This is a genomic window from Blautia sp. CAG:257, assembly GCF_000433815.1.
Taxonomy (GTDB): Bacteria; Bacillota; Clostridia; order Lachnospirales; family Lachnospiraceae; genus Blautia_A; species Blautia_A caecimuris.
On record NZ_HF999071.1, the window covers coordinates 28,257 to 47,436 of the forward strand.

General features: G+C 45.3%; 15 protein-coding genes. 14 read left to right on the top strand and 1 reads right to left on the bottom strand.

Features of this window, described 5'->3' with window-relative positions; genetic code table 11:
• Positions 1-11: 11 nt before the first annotated feature.
• The 11 genes from QVP40_RS08960 to QVP40_RS09010 all read left to right on the top strand — a co-directional run bounded on the left by QVP40_RS08960 (position 12) and on the right by QVP40_RS09010 (position 14,546).
• The gene (locus QVP40_RS08960; protein ID WP_022068115.1) at positions 12-1,652 is read left to right on the top strand and encodes a DUF4091 domain-containing protein; all 1,641 of its coding nucleotides are present in this window, start codon (positions 12-14) and stop codon (positions 1,650-1,652) included.
• A gap of 34 nt (positions 1,653-1,686) precedes the next feature.
• Complete coding sequence (locus tag QVP40_RS08965) at positions 1,687-3,441, top strand: sensor histidine kinase (RefSeq protein ID WP_022068116.1); 1,755 nt, start codon at positions 1,687-1,689, stop codon at positions 3,439-3,441.
• Positions 3,419-4,180, top strand: coding sequence for a response regulator transcription factor (locus QVP40_RS08970; RefSeq protein WP_022068117.1), 762 nt, complete (start codon positions 3,419-3,421; stop codon positions 4,178-4,180). The genes QVP40_RS08965 and QVP40_RS08970 overlap by 23 nt, the downstream gene beginning before the upstream one ends.
• The gene (locus QVP40_RS08975) at positions 4,170-5,435 is read left to right on the top strand and encodes an ABC transporter substrate-binding protein (protein WP_022068118.1); all 1,266 of its coding nucleotides are present in this window, start codon (positions 4,170-4,172) and stop codon (positions 5,433-5,435) included. The genes QVP40_RS08970 and QVP40_RS08975 overlap by 11 nt, the downstream gene beginning before the upstream one ends.
• A 159-nt stretch (positions 5,436-5,594) precedes the next feature.
• Entirely contained in the window at positions 5,595-6,875 is a 1,281-nt protein-coding gene (locus tag QVP40_RS08980; protein WP_022068119.1) for an ABC transporter substrate-binding protein, read from the top strand.
• A 67-nt stretch (positions 6,876-6,942) separates the two neighbouring features.
• On the top strand, positions 6,943-7,875 hold the full coding sequence (locus QVP40_RS08985) for a carbohydrate ABC transporter permease (RefSeq protein WP_022068120.1): 933 nt from the start codon (positions 6,943-6,945) through the stop codon (positions 7,873-7,875).
• Positions 7,872-8,729, top strand: a complete 858-nt coding sequence (locus QVP40_RS08990; protein WP_022068121.1) for a carbohydrate ABC transporter permease — start codon at positions 7,872-7,874, stop codon at positions 8,727-8,729. Before QVP40_RS08985 ends, QVP40_RS08990 begins: the two co-directional genes overlap by 4 nt.
• A gap of 15 nt (positions 8,730-8,744) precedes the next feature.
• Positions 8,745-10,013, top strand: coding sequence for a Gfo/Idh/MocA family protein (locus tag QVP40_RS08995; RefSeq protein ID WP_022068122.1), 1,269 nt, complete (start codon positions 8,745-8,747; stop codon positions 10,011-10,013).
• A gap of 1 nt (position 10,014) precedes the next feature.
• Positions 10,015-10,827, top strand: a complete 813-nt coding sequence (locus QVP40_RS09000; protein WP_022068123.1) for an acyltransferase domain-containing protein — start codon at positions 10,015-10,017, stop codon at positions 10,825-10,827.
• Between the two features lie 307 nt (positions 10,828-11,134).
• The gene (locus tag QVP40_RS09005; RefSeq protein WP_022068124.1) at positions 11,135-12,691 is read left to right on the top strand and encodes an ABC-F family ATP-binding cassette domain-containing protein; all 1,557 of its coding nucleotides are present in this window, start codon (positions 11,135-11,137) and stop codon (positions 12,689-12,691) included.
• A 154-nt stretch (positions 12,692-12,845) separates the two neighbouring features.
• Positions 12,846-14,546, top strand: coding sequence for a hypothetical protein (locus QVP40_RS09010; protein ID WP_022068125.1), 1,701 nt, complete (start codon positions 12,846-12,848; stop codon positions 14,544-14,546).
• A 230-nt stretch (positions 14,547-14,776) separates the two neighbouring features.
• Here the strand turns inward: QVP40_RS09010 and glgB are convergent, their stop codons facing one another.
• Complete coding sequence (gene glgB, locus QVP40_RS09015; protein WP_022068126.1) at positions 14,777-16,561, bottom strand: 1,4-alpha-glucan branching protein GlgB; 1,785 nt, start codon at positions 16,559-16,561, stop codon at positions 14,777-14,779.
• Between the two features lie 200 nt (positions 16,562-16,761).
• Here glgB and QVP40_RS09020 point away from each other — a divergent pair, with 200 nt between their 5' ends.
• The 3 genes from QVP40_RS09020 (at position 16,762) to QVP40_RS09030 (ending at position 19,133) form a co-directional block, all read left to right on the top strand.
• On the top strand, positions 16,762-17,304 hold the full coding sequence (locus QVP40_RS09020) for a TetR/AcrR family transcriptional regulator (RefSeq protein ID WP_022068127.1): 543 nt from the start codon (positions 16,762-16,764) through the stop codon (positions 17,302-17,304).
• A 96-nt stretch (positions 17,305-17,400) separates the two neighbouring features.
• Complete coding sequence (locus QVP40_RS09025; protein ID WP_022068129.1) at positions 17,401-18,087, top strand: response regulator transcription factor; 687 nt, start codon at positions 17,401-17,403, stop codon at positions 18,085-18,087.
• An 8-nt stretch (positions 18,088-18,095) separates the two neighbouring features.
• The gene (locus tag QVP40_RS09030; RefSeq protein ID WP_022068130.1) at positions 18,096-19,133 is read left to right on the top strand and encodes a sensor histidine kinase; all 1,038 of its coding nucleotides are present in this window, start codon (positions 18,096-18,098) and stop codon (positions 19,131-19,133) included.
• The last annotated feature ends 47 nt before the right edge of the window (positions 19,134-19,180 follow it).

Below are 19,180 nucleotides of genomic sequence, written 5' to 3' on the forward strand. Positions count from 1 at the left end.
AGGAGTGTATTATGGAATTAACAGGTATGGTAACCACAAGAGAAGAATTTCTCTATCCGGACAGTCTGTGCGGCAGACTTCCGGAGGAACTGCAGATCACCATGGCTGGAAATGGCAGACCAGGGATCCAGCTGATACTTGAGACCAGTGGAAAAAAGGTGAATTTTTTCCTGAAGGGAAAGGGGTTTTGTGGAGAATGGTATGAAATGAAAGACATTCCGGTGGAATATAATACCGGAGACGGAGTTTCTCAGGGAGGCGCTATGGTGCTGGAAACACCGCCGGGAGAAAAACCGGATTATGTGACCCGTCTGGCACCTTTTCGTGTTTATGACTGTCTTTGCAGGACAGACAGCGGGGAGATTCCCGTAAAGAACCGGAAGGCCGCAGCGTATCTCTGCCTTGTGCCGGACAAGGATCTGGAGCCGGGAGAATACCACCTGAGTCTTGGGGCAGAAACAGAAGAAGGCTTCTGGGAAGGCGGTGTGTCCGTAAAGGTCTGCAGCGTGCGGATTCCAGAGGATGCGTTTCCCGTTACAAACTGGTTTTCCCTGGAGGCAATAAGCCGGTTCCATCATGTGGAAATGGGAACACCGGAGTATCTGGATATGCTGAGAGTATACATCCGCGCTATGAGGAGACTGCATCAGAAAATTTTTTATATTCAGCTGGACGAGAAATGCGTAAACATCAAAGAACTGCCTGCTTTTGACTTTGAGTACTTAACACCGGTGATTCAATGCTTTTTTGAAGAAGGAATGGAAATCATGGAGATTGGAGCGCTTCTTCACCGTGGATTTCTTCCGGACGGAAGTCCGGATATGTATACGGACAGCTTTACCTGTATGATGGATAAAAATCTGAAGTTTGATACACTGGAAGGTTATGTTCATACAGTGAAGCTGGTACAGGCGCTGGCTTCCTATCTGAAAAAGCACGGATGGGAAAAAAAGATCCTGTTCCATATCCATGATGAGCCGGATATCCATGTAAAGGATCGGGAGGCTCTGGAGGCAAGGCGCCGGCAGTATTATCTGGCTGCAGGTATCCTTCGGAAATATCTTCCTGGTGTACAGATCATAGAAGCGGTTGATACTGCGGAGTTTTATGGAGGAGTGGATATCTGGGTTCCGGGAACAGCCGGATATGAAAAAAAGAAGGCTGAGTTTGATCAGCTTATCCGTCTGGGTGAAACTGTGTGGACTTATGTCTGCTGCGGGCCGGAGGGAGAATGGCTTAATCGTTTTCTGGATTTTCATCTGATACGTGGAAGACTTCTGTTCTGGGGCTGTGCCAGAAACAGGATTTCCGGATTCCTCCACTGGGGATTTAACCAGTTTCCGGGAGGAATGGATCCATTCAAAGGAACCAGCTGTCCGAATGATACAGGAATAGGAACTGCCTTTCCCTGTGGTGATTCTTTTCTGGTGTATCCGGGAAAAGAGGGACCGGAGATCAGTATGCGTCTGGAAGCACAGCGAAGAGGAGCAGAGGATGCGGCACTTTGGGGACTGCTCCTGAAAAAAGATCCGCAGCTTCATGACCGGCTACTAGATCAGATGTTTACGAATAATCATACATACAGCAGGGATCCGGAGAAACTTGACCGGGTTTATGCACAGCTTCTGGAAAGTCTGGAAAAATACAGCTGACCGGAAGACCGGCAGAAAACAGACAGGAGAGAGCATGAGCGGCAGAAAAAAGAAACGGACATTAAAAAGAGAGATCACACTGCTGACGATGGCAACATCTTTTGGCGCGCTGGTTCTTTTTGGAACAGTGATGATCGTGATGTTTTTTGTGTTTTTTCTGGGGAATATCAGGGAGGATATGGAAAATATCCTCCAGAATACCCTTCAGAACTATCAGTCAAAAATGCAGTTTATTCAGGACGGGGCAGTGATGATCCGCCACAATTCCACACTGCAGGATTTTTTTGACGCAGACTGGACAGACCGGGCAGAAATGGAAAAACAGCTTTCCTACAGTATGGAATTATTTTCCAATCGGAATATGACAGAAGGACAGAGTCCTTTTGTGACCAGTGTGTGTCTGTTTAATAAAAAGGATGAGTATGTCAGGGAGCATTACTATCCAATGACTGTTTCGGCAGGACGAAACAAGGAGATTGGTTATCTGGAAATGATGCGCGATTTCCGCCAAACAGAAGAAAGATATCAGATGACGTCAGGGGCTGATGAGATCAACCTCTGTTTTCGTGTTTATGGAGACGGCATGGAAGAGCTGGGGATTTGTGTCCTTGGAATCGCAAAAGAGGGGATGCGGGATATTTTTGCCCAGATCGAAACATACAGTCATGGAAACTGGATTGTCAGCGACCAGCAAAAAAATATCCTGATCTCCGCAGGGGCGGAGCAGACAGCCGGAGAGCTGAACCATCTGGAACTGAATGCCGTGGGAGAAAAAAGGATCGCAGGAATCAGGACTCTTTATGCGTCTATGGGAACAGGGTTTGGTACCTGCGCGGCGGTATCTGTGGGAATGGATAATATTTATGTGATCCTGAAACCTACTATGGTTACTTTTTTTGCAGTGGTCTTTCTGGCTCTTATATTTATTGGAGCCATGATGCTGGGAATCAGTTTTCGGTTTACCAGACCATTAAAGACGCTGGCAGATAATCTGGAGGCATTTGGAAAAAAGGATCTGGATGTTCGTATGGAGGATTCTTCTATTTCCGAGATCCATGAGATCAGTGTGATCTTTAATGAAATGGCAGAAAGGATCCAGTATCTCATCGAGCAGGTCTATGAGAAACAGCTTCTTGCAGCCCGGTCGCAGACCAAGTATCTGCAGGCACAGATCAATCCTCATTTCCAGTTTAATATCCTTGCCATGTTCAGCATCCGTGCCAGACTTGCCGGAGATGAGGAGCTGTACAGAGGACTTCAGGCATTTTCCGGACTGATGCGGGGCAAAATATTCCGGGAAAAGGAAATCCGTATTCCGGTATCTCAGGAAATGGAACTGGTGGATTTTTATCTTTATCTTCAGAAAAGCCGGTTTGAAGACCAGCTTACCTATGAGATCGAATATGGAAGCGAGGATGTGAAGAATTTCAGGATTCCAAGGCTTCTTATTGAAAACCTGGTGGAAAATGCAGTGTCCCACGGGATCGAGCCAAAAAGTGGCGGGGGTATGGTTCGGATCCGTCTTTTTGAGCAGGATGACATGCTCCATATTGTAGTGGAAGACAATGGAGTAGGATATGAGGAACGCGCAGAAGACCTGGAAATCGATCTGGAAGAAGAAACGGAGCATACCCATACAGGTCTTGCCAATATGAAACGACTCCTTGAGATCCTTTATCATGACAGATATTGTATGAATATCACAGGAGAAAAGAATGTAGGAACAAGGGCAGAGATCATTCTGCCTGCAGAAAGGGGAAGCGTATATGTGGAAAGTAGCAGCAGCTGATGATGAGGCATATCTCAGAACCGCTCTGAAAAAACTGATGAACTGGGAAAAAATGGGCTGTGAACTGATCCGTGTGGTAAACAACGGCAGAGAGCTTCTTCAGTGTGTGGAAGAAGAACACCCGGATATTGTGATCACGGACATCCGTATGCCGGAGATCGACGGGCTGGAGGTATGCAGACAGCTTTATGAAAAGTACCCGGAAACCCAGACAATTATCCTGAGCGCCTATACAGACTTTGAATATGCAAGAACAGCCATCCGGTATGATGTAGCGGATTATGTACTGAAGCTTTCCGTTCTGGAAGAGCTTCCTCCTGCAGTGGAAAAGGTAACCCGGAAGCTGCAGAAACAGAAAAAAGAACTGGAGGAGGAGCTGGTAAAACTGCCGGAGAAAAAAGTGGCAGAAAGTCTTTATGACCAGGTTCAGGAATACATTGAAAAGAATTACAGCAAAAAGATCACCCTTAACGATATGGCAGAAGAGCTTCATGCAAACAGCAGTTATTTAAGCAGGCTTTATAAAAAAGAAAGCGGGCAGAATCTTTTTGATGTGATCCTGAAAAAAAGAATCGAAAAAGCCAAGGTATATATGGAAACTACGGACAGAAAGATTTATGAAATCTCTCAGTCGGTAGGGTTTGACGATACCGGATATTTTTCCAGGATCTTTAAAAGATACACGGGGGTTTCCCCCAAGGAGTATCAAAGTGGGAAGAGGGGCGTAAATGAAGAGTAAGAAAAAGCTTCTGAGAATTTCAGGGCTGGCGTTTCTTTCTGTCGTTTTTCTGGCAGGATGTGGAGAAAAAGCGCCGGAACCGGTAGAGATCACTCTGATCCACGGATGGGGGACTACCGAAGAGGATCATGTGGTCATGCGGGATATTTATCAGGATTTTGAAAAGGAAAATCCTGATGTAAAGCTGAACCAGCTTTCCATGCCCTCCGGAAGCGAAATGGTCCGTAAGGTTGAGGATATGCTTGTGGTAGGAGAAATCCCGGATCTGGTATTTCTGGGAGGATCCGGTAAAGATACGGTATATCAGTTTATGACGGAAAATGATCTTGCCCTCGATCTGATGCCATATATCAGAGAAGATCGGGAATTTGCAGGGAATCTTGCTCCTGTAAATATTGATTTCTGGACTACGGGAGAAGAACAGCTTTTTACCATATCGGATGTGCTTCTTTTAAGCGGAGGCTACTGGTATGACCGAGAGATTTTTCAGGCAGCTGGGGTAGAGGAACTTCCGGATACCTGGGAGGAATTTCTTAAGGCATGCGATCAGATCGATAGTTGGGCGAAAGCAGAACAGAACGGTGTAGAATGTCTTCAGATGTCGTCAGAGGCATACCTTTATTTTATGGATCATATTCTTGCGGCCCAGGATTTTACAAATGGAAGTGTGGCTCAGAACCATCGGCTTTATCTGGAGGAAAAGGCTGTGAAGGAAGCTCTTGATACCCTGCGGAAAATCTATCGGTATTCCAGGGCAAATGGAGATTACAGCTATCGGGATGAAACAGATGCGTTTAATGACGGAAAAACAGCTATGTACATTAACGGAATCTGGGGCGCGCCTATGATCTCAGATCAGATAGACGCTGCCTATGCGCTGATCCCTTCCGGGGAAGGAGAAAAAATATCATGCGAGTCGGCATGTCTTGGATATATCCTTGGAAAAACGGGAGATGAAAAAAAGCAGGAGGCAAGCGTCCGGTTTGTGAAATACATGCTCAGTCAGCCGGTACAGGAACGGATTTTGAAAGAAACAGAGCAGGTTCCTGCGAATCCTCATATAGATATCCGGAAATATCAAAAGAAAATGGAGCGCTTTGTACAGGCGGCAGATACGGTAAAGGAAGCCGGAATCAGGATACAGGTTCCCGACAACCTGTGGAGCACCAGGGCCAGAGACAGCTTTATGGAAGGAATCGATGAGGTTCTGAAAGGAGAGCTTTCTGATGAGGATTTTATTCGTTCTCTGAAGTAAAAATAATCCATGTTTTTGTAAAAAAGTAAAAATAATACCGGATTGCAGTCAATATCTTTCATTCAAAACAACCATAAAATGAAATAAAATAAATACAAGTTAAGCAGAAATGCACAAGACGGAAAACGAAAACTATTTCATATTATGGAGGGAAAAGAAATGAAAAAAAGAACCATCAGTATTCTTCTTGCAGGAGCAATGACAATGGCAGCGGTTATGGGATCTACTGTGACTGCATTTGCGGGAGAAGAAGACACTCTGGAGTTTTATCACGGATACTACCATGATGAGAGCGAGTGGCCGGCAGCAAAGGTAATGAGAGATATTTATGACGAGTTTGCAAAAACTCATGCAGACGGAGAAGTAAAGTTTGAGCCGATCGCTGTAGAGAACAGAGATGAGATCGTCAGTGCTGAGGTAGCAGGCGGAAACTTCCCGGATATGGTAGACTGCGGACTTCCTCTTTCACTGGCAGCCATCAGCCAGGGGCTTGTTCTTGACCTGAAACCATATATTGATGAAAACAATCTTCAGGATGCAGTAGGTCTGAACTATACACAGAATGATGTGGACGGTCATATTTATACCGTTCATGACCAGCTGGAAAGCCGCGGACTCTGGTATAACACAGAGGTATTTGAGCAGGCGGGAATTACCGCAGAAGAGGCTTTTAAGGACTGGGAAAGCTTTGGAGCAGCCATGGATAAGGTTCATGAGCTGGGCGGAGATATCTATGGATATGCCGCAGGACAGGGCTCCCGTTATATCATTAATGCAGTTCTTGCATCTACAGAAGAGGGAAGAGCGCTTCTGGAAGGCGAACTGACACCGGAAGGGATTGAATCTGAAGCGTTTGCAGAAGCTTTCAAGACAGCAGCGAAACTTGACCAGGCAAACGGATCCGATCATACTACAGAGGACGTTGGAAATCTTATGGATGACTTTAATAAAAACGGAAAAGCAGCAGTCCTCTTTAACGGCGTATGGAATGCCAGTGGAATTGATGCCGGTCTTGCAGATAAGATTGAATCTCAGATATTCCCGGGCAATGTTTCCGTTGTAACAGCCGGATCCGGTCATTCCATTTCCGCTAATTTAAGTGAGGCAGAAACAGAACTGGCGCTGGAATTCCTGGCATATATGGTAAGCCCTGAAGTACAGGCAAAGATCTTTACCGGCGTACAGGCAAATCCATGTAATACAACACTTGACCTGAAAGCACTTGCAGAAGAAAGCGGTGATCCGATCACTCAGAAACTTGCAGAAGCATGTACACAGGTAAATTCTGCAGAAACTGTAGTGACTGATCTGAACTATGTATGGGGGTCTGACGTAGGAAGCGCTATCATCAATGCACTGATGGAATCAGCAGTTGAAGGGACCGATATTGACGCACGTTTTGAGCAGTTAAAGCAGGAGCTGACAGCCCTTGTTGCATAAAGGCGGTAGTAGGAGGCGGCTTCGGCCGTCTCCTTTTTATCATCATAAAAAGTGGAGGAAACCGATTATGAAAACAAGGAATATGAGCTGGAAGAGAAAAGGCTTTATCCTGGCCTTTCTTGCTCCCACAGTAATTGCATTTGTATTATTTTATCTTTATCCTATTGTAACAGTCTTTGTGACCTCTTTCTGCAAATGGGATTATACCAATATTACCAGCCCGGAGTTTTTTGGATTTGCGGACATGTGGAATAACTACAAATATATTTTTGAGCTGTATCCGTATTTCTGGGAAGCTCTTCGGAATTCTACTATATGGGCGCTTCTGGGAGTGTTTGTGCAGATACCTGTTTCTGCTTTGATCGCTCTTGCATTTTCCCGTAAAGTAAAGGGGGTAAAATTTGCAAGAAATGTATATATCATCCCCAGCATGATTTCATCTGCAGCCATGGGTATGATCTTTCTGCAGTTGTACAGTCCGTTATACGGAGTAGTGAATCCGGTGATCCGTTTATTTAAACAGAATTTTTCCGAAAATATACTTCTTCTCAAGGGACCGGCATTTATCGCCATGACCTGTGCCTATATCTTTTTTACAGGAACCACTACACTGATGATCCTGGGAAATATTATGGCAGTACCGGAAGATGTAAGAGAGGCAGCTATGCTGGACGGAGCCAGCGGTCTGAAACAGGACTGGTATATCACCATCCCTATGATTAAGGATACTCTTCGTACCGTATCGATCCTTTCGGCAACCGCAGGCTTCCTGCTCTATAATGAAGTTTATTTCCTGACAAAGGGAGCAGCAGGAACCTACAGTATCAGCTATGTGATCCGTGAGCTTGCCATTACAAGCACAAGAACACAGTTTGGCCGTGCAAATGCCGTGGCTGTGATTCAGATCCTTGCAGGTATGCTGATCATTGTGTTTGTAAATCTTTTATACAGCCAGCTTTTTAAAGGAAAAAGAATCCGAAGAAACGGAGGTCAGTCATGAGCAGAAAAACAAAATCTCAAACACAGATCCGTACCATGTCCCGGGGAACAAAGATTTTTACCTATATCTGTCTGGTATGGGCAGTTCTGGTGGCTCTGATGCCTCTGGTATGGCTGTTCATCTCCAGTCTGAAAAAAGATCCTCTGGCAAGACCCGGGTTCCAGCTTCCGGATTCCATCTGTCTGGACGGATATATTTCGACCTTCCGTGATCTCCATGTTATGAGATATTTTGGAAACAGTATGATTATTGCCGGTGTGTCTGTAGTCATCAGTATCCTGATGATCTCTATGTCCGCCTATGTAGTGGCAAGAATGGAATTTAAAGGGAAAAAGCTGGTAAACCTGATGCTGTATTCCACCATGTTCATTCCTGCTACAGCCCTTACCTATCCGGTTTATAATCTGGTAAATAAAATGCATATTTATAATACCAGAGGAGCTCTGATCTTTATTTATGCATGCAGCGGGCTGGCAGTCAGCTTTTTTGTCATCAAAAATTATTATGCAAACATACCCCATGAGCTTGAGGAGGCAGCTAGGATCGACGGCTGCGGCTATGCCATGACTTGGTGGAAGGTGATCTTTCCTATTGCAAGACCCGGAATCATGACTGCGGGAGTTCTGGCGTTTCTGAATAACTGGAATGAGTATTACTGGGCTTCTCTGGTGATCGTTGACAGAGAAAAGCTGACGGTTCCGGCGCTTTTGTCCACGTTTACCACATCCTTCCGTACCAATTACAACGGTCTGTTTTCGGCGATGGTGATTATTATCCTGCCGCCTGTGATTCTGTACTGTGTGTTCAGTAAATTCTTTGTGGAAGCTCTTTCCGGTGGTGCGGTAAAAGGTTAAAAAGGAGGAAAAAACATGAAAGTAATAACGGCAGTTTTGATCGGAGCAGGTCTGCGGGGTGGCTGGGTGTATGCCGCCTATGCTCAGAGTCATCCGGAAGATCTGAAGATCGTTGCAGTAGCAGAACCGGATGAAGAAAGAAGAAATCTGATGGCAGAGATTCACGGGATACCGGAGGAACGCTGCTATCAGGATTATAGGGAACTGTTGGAAGAGGAAAAAATGGCAGACTGTGCCCTTGTCTGTACACAGGATACCATGCATTTTGAACCGGTAACAAAGGCTCTGGAAAAAGGATATCATGTACTCTGTGAAAAACCTATGTCTCCGGATGCTTCGGAAATTGTCACGATGGGAAATATGGCAGAAAAATATGGAAGGATCCTGATGATCTGTCATGTTCTGCGGTATTCTTCCTTTTTCTCCAGAATCAAAAATCTTATTGAGGAAAACCGCCTTGGAAGACTGATCAGTATTCAGCATATCGAAGAGGTTGGCTACTGGCACCATGCCCACAGCTTTGTGCGGGGAAACTGGAGACGCAGTGATGAAACAAGTCCTATGATCCTGCAGAAATGCTGCCATGATATGGATATTCTTCTGTGGCTGGCAGGAAGCTCCTGTACGAAGGTCAGCTCTTTTGGAGATCTGACATATTTCAAAGAAGAAAATGCACCGGAAGGAGCGCCTGCTTATTGTTTGGATGGATGTCCTCACAGGGATCAGTGTGCCTTTTATGCGCCGAAATTTTATTTTGAGCATCCAAAGGCAGAAGCGGACGGATTCATCCATGCGGTATCTGCGGATACCGACAGAAAAGCAGTTCTTGAGGCGTTAAGGACAGGTCCTTATGGACGCTGTGTGTTCCATTGTGACAATAATGTGGTGGATCATCAGGTTGTGAATCTGGAATTTGAAAACCATGTAACGGTCAATATGACTATGAGCGCCTTTACGGAAAACTGTGCCAGAAGGATCCATATTATGGGAACCAAAGGAGAACTCAGGGGAAATATGGAGCTTGGCGAGATAGAGCTTTCTGATTTTGCCACAGGGGAAAAGGAAATCATCCGGCTTTATACACCACCTACAGGGCACAGCGGAAGCGATACAAATATGATGAAGGATTTTGTAAGGTATCTGAGAGAGGACAGCACCCAGGTACGCTCCGGAGCTTCCGTGTCTGTGGAAAGCCATCTGATCGCTCTTGCGGCAGAAAGATCCAGAGTGACAGGAGAGACCGTAGATCTCAGGGAATTCCGAAAAGAAGCAGAGGAGCGGTAATATGGATCTGAGAAGGTTTTGCACAGAGATCGGTCTGCCTTCCGGCGCAGTGTGTATTGTGGAAAAAATGAATGAGGAGATCTCTGAAGTCCGATATCAGTATGTCCGTGAACTGTTTTTTACAGACAGAGAGGAAATTTTCCGGGAGATCGCATCTCTTGCCGGATACAGACAGAGATTTCTTTATTATTACTGCAGACTTGCATGTGAAACATATGAGAAGTATCAGAGAGCAGGAATCGGAGACAGGGTGTTTTTTGACACCTTCTCCGATATTGCTGTCTGGTGCCAGGTATGTTTCCGAAGATATGGGGAATACGGGATTCAGGAATATGAATGGCTGTGGCGTCATGTGGAAATGACGCTTTTTCGTCTGGGCAGACTGCAGTTTGAAAAAACAGAATCTTTGTGGGAATTTGAATATAAAGGCAGGAAGACAGCAGTAGGCGATCCAGTGATCAGTATACATATCCCCGAGGGACAGCCGCTGGATCCGGAAGCCTGCAGAGAATCTCTGGATATGGGACGGAAATTCTGGGGTGGAGAGATTCCGTATGTATGCCATTCCTGGCTGCTTTTCCCCGGATTAAAGGAGCTTTTGGATGAAAAATCTAATATTCTCCGCTTTCAGCAGATGTTTGAGATCCAGTCGGTGGACTTTCAGTTCCGGGAAGGGGAAGAAAGGATCTTTGACTGCCTGATGGAGGATCCGGAAAAATATCCGGAAAATACCAGCCTTCAGAGAAATGCCAGGAAATATCTGAAGCAGGGCGGCAGGCTTGGCAGCGGCCTGGGTGTGATAGCTGCAGCTTAGGGAAAATGTTACTGTTCACTCCGTTCACAGAAACGAGCCAAAATTCATTTCAGATTGCCTGCGGCAATGGAATTTTGGCTTGTATGTCTCGGGATTTTGGCATATACATGCCAAAACACCTCGCGGGATAGAGCCATGTGAACAGTAACGGCAAAATTTCATATTTTATAACAACCCTCTGATTGATTTTTGTTATGAGAAATAATATAATAGCAGACGAAACTCTGTAAAAACGGAGAAAGATGCTGATACAGTACAGGACAGGGATCCTGTATAGAACATAACAGAAATCATCAGGGGGTATTTTATGAGTATTTTGAACGTAGAACATCTGTCACATGGATTTGGCGATCGTGCTATTTTTACTGATGTGTCCTTCCGTCTGCTGAAGGGAGAACATATTGGACTGATCGGAGCCAACGGAGAAGGAAAGTCCACTTTTATGAATATTGTGACAGGAAAGCTGATGCCGGATGAGGGCAAGGTGGAATGGGCGAAAAATGTCCATGCAGGTTATCTGGATCAGCATGCGGTCCTGGAAAAAGGAATGACCATCCGTGACGTGCTGAAATCAGCGTTTGATCCTCTTCTTCAGAAGGAGCAGCGCATGAACGAAATCTGCGACATGCTGGGAAGTGCGGATCCGGAGGAAATGGATGCACTGATGGAGGAGCTGGGGAATATTCAGGATGAGCTGATTCTTCATGACTTTTATGTGATCGACGCCAAGGTGGAAGAGGTTGCAAGAGCGCTGGGACTTCTGGATCTGGGGCTGGAGCGTGATGTAACTGATCTAAGCGGCGGACAGAGAACGAAGATTCTTCTGGCTAAGCTTCTTCTGGAAAAACCGGATATCCTTCTTCTGGACGAGCCTACCAACTATCTGGATGAAGAGCATATTGCATGGCTGAAACGATATCTTCTGGATTATGAGAATGCGTTTATTCTGATTTCCCATGATATTCCCTTTTTAAATGAAGTGGTGAATCTTATTTATCATATGGAAAATCAGGAGTTGAACCGTTATGTGGGCGATTACGATCATTTTCAGGAGGTCTATGCGGTGAAAAAAGCCCAGCTGGAGGCAGCTTATCGCCGTCAGCAGCAGGAGATCAGTGAGCTGAAGGATTTTGTGGCAAGGAACAAGGCCCGTGTATCCACCAGAAATATGGCAATGTCCCGTCAGAAAAAGCTGGACAAAATGGATGTGATCGAGCTGGCAGCAGAAAAGCCGAAGCCGGAGTTTAAATTCCGGTATGGACGGACTCCGGGAAAAATGCTGTTTGAGACACACGATCTGGTTATCGGATATGATGAACCTCTGTCAAAACCGTTGAATTTCTTTATGGAGAGAGGTCAGAAGATTGCTCTGGTTGGAACAAACGGTATTGGAAAAACCACTCTTCTGAAAAGTATGCTGGGTCTGATCCCGGCTCTTTCCGGTACCTGCGACCAGGGGGAAAACCTTCAGATCGGGTATTTCGAGCAGGAGGTAAAGGGAGACAATAAAAATACCTGTATCGAAGAGCTGTGGCAGGAATTTCCTTCTTATAGTCAGTATGAGATCCGTTCCGCCCTTGCAAAATGTGGTCTGACAACCAAGCACATTGAAAGTCAGGTGCGTGTTTTAAGCGGCGGCGAGCAGGCAAAGGTACGTCTGTGTAAGCTGGTGAACCGTGATACCAATATTCTTGTTCTGGACGAGCCTACCAATCATCTGGATGTGGATGCCAAGGACGAGCTGAAAAAAGCCCTGAGAGAGTACAGAGGAAGCCTTTTGCTGATCTGCCATGAGCCGGAATTTTATCAGGATGTGGTAAATGAGGTGTGGGATATGAGTAAATGGACAACGAAGGTACTGTAAAGGAGTATAAAGATTACATAAGGATTTTCTTTATTACAGAAATCCCAATGACTTTTCCGGAAAAAGGTGATACAATATCCTGAAAATCGGAAAGCTGTCTGGTGAAGTTAAAGGTAAAATCAGAACAGATTCCGATGAGACAAGGAGGAAATATATGTACAGGAAAAGAAGAGCAGGTTCCGGCAAAAAAGGAAAGCTCCTGGCAGTGCTTGCGGTAATTGTCATAGCTGCTGTGTACTACTATGTGGCAATTCCTGCTGTAAACATTCATTCCAGTGGATTCTGGATGTTTCTGATCGCGCTGGTAGTGCTGGGACTGCTGTTTTATGGAGGCAGAAAGGGCATCCATTCAAGGGAAGAAGTAAAAAGTTCAAAAATCCTGAAGCTGGGCATAGGGCTGGTAGTGGTTCTGGTGCTTGTTTATTTTGCAGGCAGTATCTTGTCTTCACCTATTGTCAATGCAAAAAAATACCGGAATCTGATGGTTCCGGAAACCGGAAATTTTGCAGAGGATATTGAACAGATCAGCTACGATCAGATTCCGCTTCTGGACAAGGAATCTGCAGCGCTTCTGGGAAACCGTAAAATGGGAAGTATGGTGGACATGGTTTCTCAGTTTGAAGTCAGTGACCTTTATTCTCAGATTAATTATCAGGGACGTCCGGTTCGTGTGACTCCTCTGGTATACGCAAGCCCCATCAAATGGCTGACTAATACGAGCGATGGAATTCCGGCTTATATTACTATTGATATGGCAACTCAGAATACAGAGCTTGTAAAGCTGGATGAGGGAATCAAATACTCAGAGGCAGAATATTTTAACCGGAATATTTACAGACACCTGAGATTTAAGTATCCTACTTACATTTTTGATCAGCTCAGCTTTGAGATTGATGAAGAAGGCACTCCTTACTGGGTGTGTCCGGTGAAAAAGTTTAATATCGGACTTTTTGGCGGGCAGACCATTGGAAGGGTAGTTCTCTGTAATGCTGTTACAGGAGAGTGTGTGGACTATAAGGTTGAGGACTGTCCTACCTGGGTAGACCGCGTTTATCCGGCGGATTTGCTTGTACAGCTTTATGACTATCACGGAACTCTGATCCATGGATTTTTAAACAGTGTTCTGGGACAGAAAGGCTGTCTGAAAACAACAGAAGGATACAATTATCTGGCGCTGAATGACGACGTGTGGGTGTATACCGGCGTTACCTCGGTCAGCGGCGACCGCTCCAATGTAGGCTTTGTAATGATGAACCAGAGAACAAAGGAAACAAAGTATTACGAGATCCCGGGAGCAGAGGAGTATTCTGCCATGGCATCTGCAGAGGGACAGGTCCAGAACCTTGGCTATAAGGCAACCTTCCCGCTGCTCCTGAATATTGCGGATGAGCCGACTTACTTTATTGCTCTGAAGGACAATGCAGGTCTGGTGAAAAAATACGCTATGCTGAACATTCAGAAATATCAGAATGTTGCCATTGGAGATACGGTTCAGGAGTGTGAAAAGAAGTATCTGAAAATGATCAAAGGCAGCGGCGCAGCCGTGGCCGGAGAAGATACGAAAAAAATCACCGGAGAGATCAGAAGAATGGCTCAGGGTGTAATAGACGGAAACACCCATTATTATATTGTTCTGGAGGATCATGAGGATTTGATCTTTGATGTGCCCATTACAGATTTCCTTGGAATTGTGAAGTATGATGTAGGAGACAGGATCACAATTTCCTATAATGAAGCACAGCCTGCAAACAGTGTGGTTTCTGTGGAAGGCGATGCGGGAAGCGCTGAGGGAAGTGTGGAAACTGACGGAGATACATCCGGGGATGATACAGCTCCGGGAGAAGAGGAAGCCTGAGTGAAATTATTTTGCTCATGATATACTTTACAGTAGCAGGTATTTCAGGAAAATAGAATAACAAGAACAGAAAACTGCCAGACAGCTTTCAGCAGGAAGTGATAACCTGCTGGAGGTTTGTCTGGCAGTTTTTATTTTGCAGTCAGGAAAAAAGTTAAAGCCACGATATTTTTATGCTTTGTGAGGAACAGGTTTCTGATTGTCTGCGGAACCGAAATTTTGACAGTATGTTATTCAGCAATATAGTACACTGCGGAAAAAGCAGGCAGTTCAGCCTGATATCTGCCGGCTGTAATTTTCCGGGCAGGGCGGCGGCGCTTCAGGCTGCCTCCGTATGCCTCCAGATCACTGTTAAGAAGCTCTTTGATCTTCTGACAGCCGGGAAGTTTCAGTTCATAGGTCTGAGACCGGTCAGAAAAGTTAAAGACTGCAGTAAGGTGTTCTTTTTTGCTGCTCCGTTCCAATACATAGACGCAGGTCTGTTCCTGGTGGCAGTCAATCCACCGGAAACCGTCTGCCTGGTAATCTTTTTCCCAGAGGGCAGAATGGGTCAGGTAGATTTCATTGAGATCTTTCATAAAACGGGCGAATCCACTGTGAATGGGATAATCCAGAAGCATCCAGTCCTGTTCCCGTTTTTCATCCCATTCTCTCAGCTGTCCAAATTCATTTCCCATAAAGTTGAGCTTTTTGCCCGGGTGGGCATACATGTACATATAAAGCGCTCTTGCCTGAGGGAATTTGTTGTCGTAATCTCCGTTCATTTTCTGGAGAATCGTAGCTTTTCCATGCACTACCTCATCATGAGAAAGAGGGAGAAGGAATCTTGCATCATAGTAATACATCATGGAAAACGTCAGTTTATGGTAATTACTGCTTCGATATTCCGGTCCAGTGCGAAAATAGTCAAGGGTGTCGTTCATCCATCCCATATCCCATTTATAGTCAAAGCCCAGACCGCCCTGGGAAACCGGGTCTGTAACCTTCGGAAAGGCTGTGGAATCTTCGGCAGCCAGAATCACAGAGGGGTGCATTTCTTTCAGTCCTTTGTTCATGTACTGGAGGAATTCCACTGCATTTCCGTTTACACCCCTGGCCGGATCCCCCTGCCAGTAAATGGCCCTGCTGATGGCATCCATACGAAGCCCGTCTATATGAAATTCTTTTATCCAGTAGTTTGCAGAAGACTGCAGGAAGCTCCGTACTTCTCCACGGGAATGCATAAAGTTGCAGCTTCCCCATTCGCTGACACCTACGGCAGAATGAGGATACTCGTACAGAGCTGTCCCGTCATACTGAGCCAGACCATAGCTGTCCAGTGCAAAATGTACCGGTACAAAGTCCATGATCACGCCAATGCCATTCTGATGACAGCAGTCAACAAAATATTTCAGCTGATCCGCAGTGCCGTATCTGGAAGTGGGGCTGAAAAAGCCTGTGGCCTGATAACCCCAGGATTCATCGCAGGGATATTCGTTCAGAGGCATGATCTCCAGATAATTGTAGCCGTTGTTTTTTACATAGGGAATCAGGATTTTTGCCATTTCTTCATAGGTATACCAGGAATCTGCTTTTTCGGATGGCTTTTTAAAAGAACCGAAATGCAGTTCATAAATATTCAGCGGCTTCTGGCGGCAGTCCGTGCGGGCTGCCATCCATTCTTCATCGTGGAAAGAATAGCCCTGCTGGTTCCTTATAACAGAGGCTGAGCCTGGACGCAGCTCCATTCCAAAGCCATAGGGATCGCAGTGCTCCACCCGGTTTCCGGATCTGTCATAAATACAGTATTTATACATCATTCCTTCCTTTGTTCCCGGAACAGAAAGCTCCCAGAAATTGCCGTCAGAAACCTTGTGCATGTCCCATTCCTGCCAGTGGTTAAAATCTCCGAATACAGTGATTCGGGAAGCGGCAGGCGCAAAGGTGCGGAATATGGTTGTTCCGTTGTTTATATGAGCGCCCAGATAGTCATAGGCATCAAAAATTTTTCCTGTATAGAATCCATAAAAATCCATGCTCTTCTCCTTATAGATAATAGACATCAGTTGTGCTTTTGACTATAATATAAAAAACAGTACAGAGAATGTCCACCAACAAAACATTCTGTAAGACGGATAAGCAACCTTTTGACAAAAATGTCGCGTAATATACGAAAGGCAGCTATGAAAAGAGGACAGGCTGGGACATTTGGAAAAAACGGAAAACGAGGGAGAGTATGGATATCAGAATAGAAAAAACAGAAAAAGCCATTAAAAATACATTTCTGGAGCTGAGGGCAAAAAAGCCTCTGGAAAAGATCACAGTTAAGGAACTGTGCGCTCTTGCATGTATCAATAAATCTACATTTTACAGCCATTACGAGGATATTTTTGCCCTGTCAGAGCTGATGGAGGCAGAAACCATTACCGCTGTAGTAAAAAATATTTCCGCGCAGCAGCAGGATCCTTTCCGGGAGCCTGAGATTTTTACCAGAAATCTTTACATGGCTCTTTTGTCCAGTAATTCCCTGATTGGTATTCTGTTTTCCGGGAAAGAAAAAGCGCGGCTGGGCGACTGTCTGGAAATGGAGCTGAAAAAGCTGATCTGGCAGAGATATCCGGAATATCAGCATGATACAGAGCGGAATATCCTTTTATCTTTTTGTATACAGGGATGCTTTCACGCATATCTGAACCACAGGGATGAGGATCTGGATGCAGTGGTCCGCGTCAGCGAAAATGTGGTGAGAAACCTCAGACCGCTGTATTTCCGGGAGTAAACATGGAAGAAATTTCAGTGGAAATATTTCGCAGTTCCGGGAAAAGCGATCAGTTTCAGAAAAACGGAACAGATGAAACAGGAAAAGGAGAAAAACATGAGCAGAATATTGCTTTTAGAAGATGATCTGAGCCTGATTAACGGGCTTTCTTTTGCATTCAGGAAACAGGGCTTTGAACTGGCCGTAGCCAGAACGCTCAAAGAAGCAGACAGTCTGTGGGCGGATGGAAAATATGATCTTCTGGTACTGGACGTATCGCTGCCGGACGGCACGGGATTTGAATTTTGCAAAAAAGTGCGGCAGGTTTCCAAAGTGCCTATTATTTTTTTGACAGCGGCTGATGAGGAAATGGACATTATCATGGGATTGGATATTGGCGGAGACGATTATATTACAAAACCGTTTAAGCTGGGAGTGTTAGTTTCCAGAGTAAATGCGCTGCTCCGCCGGGCAAAAGATTTCAGCTCATCAGATACGCAGCTGGAATCAAATGGAATAAAAGTACTTTTACTGCAGGGGCAGGTCTTTAAAAACGGGGAACTGCTGGAACTGACTGCTGCGGAATACAAGCTTCTGTGCCTGTTTATGAGAAATCCCAATATGGTACTTACCAAGGAAAAAATTTTGGGCCAGCTGTGGGACTGCGATGGAAATTACATTGACAGCAGTACCCTTACTGTATATATGAGACGGCTTCGTATGAAGATTGAGGATAATCCCGGAGATCCGCAGATGCTTCTGACAGTCCGGGGAATGGGGTACAAATGGAATGTGACAGGGTGAGGAGCTTTATGAAAATATTTGTAAATAAAGAGATCAGAAAATTGTTTCTTGCATTATCATTTATCTGGATGGCAGCCCTTTTGCTGACCCAGGGATTCTTATATCGGTACTTCCAGAGGATTTCTTTGTTCCTGTTACTTGTTTTTGCATTGGCAGGAGGATTGATACTGTCAGCGTGTTATTCCTGTTTCCGGAAACAGGATCAGCTTATGGAACAGGCAGTGTCACAGATCAACGGGTATCTTGACGGCAATCGCAATGCGCGTATTGAGTGTGATGACGAGGGGGAACTGTACCGGCTGTTTCACGCGGTCAATTCTCTGGCAGCGGTCTTAAATGCACATGCAGATAACCGGCTTCGGGAAAAGGAATTTCTGAAAAATACAATTTCGGATATTTCTCATCAGCTGAAAACACCGCTGGCAGCCCTGAATATCTATAACGGGCTGCTTCAGGATGAGGATGTGGATCCGTCTCTGGTAAAAGAGTTTGCAGATTTATCAGAACAGGAGCTTGACCGCATCGAAACACTGGTGCAGAATCTGCTTAAAATCACAAAACTGGATGCCGGTTCCATTATGATTGAAAAGGAAACGGAAAATGTGGCGGATATGATGGGGGACATTGAGCTGCATTTTGCATACAGGGCCAGACAGGAGCAGAAAGAAATCCTTCTGTCCGGCTCAGATAAGGTGATTCTTTTCTGCGATCGTGACTGGCTGTCCGAAGCAATCGGCAACATTGTAAAAAATGCTCTGGATCATACAGAAAAAGGAGATAAGATTCATATCGAATGGAGAGCCTTGCCTTCTGTCGTTCAAATTGTGGTAAAAGACAATGGATGCGGCATTCACCCGGAGGACCTGCACCATATTTTCAAACGGTTTTATCGCAGCCGTTTTTCTAAGGACAGACAGGGGATCGGTCTTGGACTTCCCCTTGCAAAAGCGATCATTGAGGCACATGACGGCAGTATTGAGGTGGACAGTGAGCCGGGAAGGGGTACGGTCTTTACCATGAATTTTTTAATTCCTACAAAATTGTAGGCTGGCTGTAGGCTGACTGTAATGTTTCAGTGTTATCCTCTGTATTG

Coding starts and splice junctions, on each gene's coding strand:
- QVP40_RS08960 (WP_022068115.1), top strand. CDS start 12: ATGGAATTAACAGGTATGGTAACCACAAGAGAAGAATTTCTCTATCCG.
- QVP40_RS08980 (WP_022068119.1), top strand. CDS start 5,595: ATGAAAAAAAGAACCATCAGTATTCTTCTTGCAGGAGCAATGACAATG.
- QVP40_RS09005 (WP_022068124.1), top strand. CDS start 11,135: ATGAGTATTTTGAACGTAGAACATCTGTCACATGGATTTGGCGATCGT.
- QVP40_RS09020 (WP_022068127.1), top strand. CDS start 16,762: ATGGATATCAGAATAGAAAAAACAGAAAAAGCCATTAAAAATACATTT.
- QVP40_RS08990 (WP_022068121.1), top strand. CDS start 7,872: ATGAGCAGAAAAACAAAATCTCAAACACAGATCCGTACCATGTCCCGG.
- QVP40_RS09010 (WP_022068125.1), top strand. CDS start 12,846: ATGTACAGGAAAAGAAGAGCAGGTTCCGGCAAAAAAGGAAAGCTCCTG.
- QVP40_RS08985 (WP_022068120.1), top strand. CDS start 6,943: ATGAAAACAAGGAATATGAGCTGGAAGAGAAAAGGCTTTATCCTGGCC.
- QVP40_RS09025 (WP_022068129.1), top strand. CDS start 17,401: ATGAGCAGAATATTGCTTTTAGAAGATGATCTGAGCCTGATTAACGGG.
- glgB (WP_022068126.1), bottom strand. CDS start 16,561: ATGGATTTTTATGGATTCTATACAGGAAAAATTTTTGATGCCTATGAC.
- QVP40_RS08965 (WP_022068116.1), top strand. CDS start 1,687: ATGAGCGGCAGAAAAAAGAAACGGACATTAAAAAGAGAGATCACACTG.
- QVP40_RS09000 (WP_022068123.1), top strand. CDS start 10,015: ATGGATCTGAGAAGGTTTTGCACAGAGATCGGTCTGCCTTCCGGCGCA.
- QVP40_RS09030 (WP_022068130.1), top strand. CDS start 18,096: ATGAAAATATTTGTAAATAAAGAGATCAGAAAATTGTTTCTTGCATTA.
- QVP40_RS08995 (WP_022068122.1), top strand. CDS start 8,745: ATGAAAGTAATAACGGCAGTTTTGATCGGAGCAGGTCTGCGGGGTGGC.
- QVP40_RS08975 (WP_022068118.1), top strand. CDS start 4,170: ATGAAGAGTAAGAAAAAGCTTCTGAGAATTTCAGGGCTGGCGTTTCTT.
- QVP40_RS08970 (WP_022068117.1), top strand. CDS start 3,419: ATGTGGAAAGTAGCAGCAGCTGATGATGAGGCATATCTCAGAACCGCT.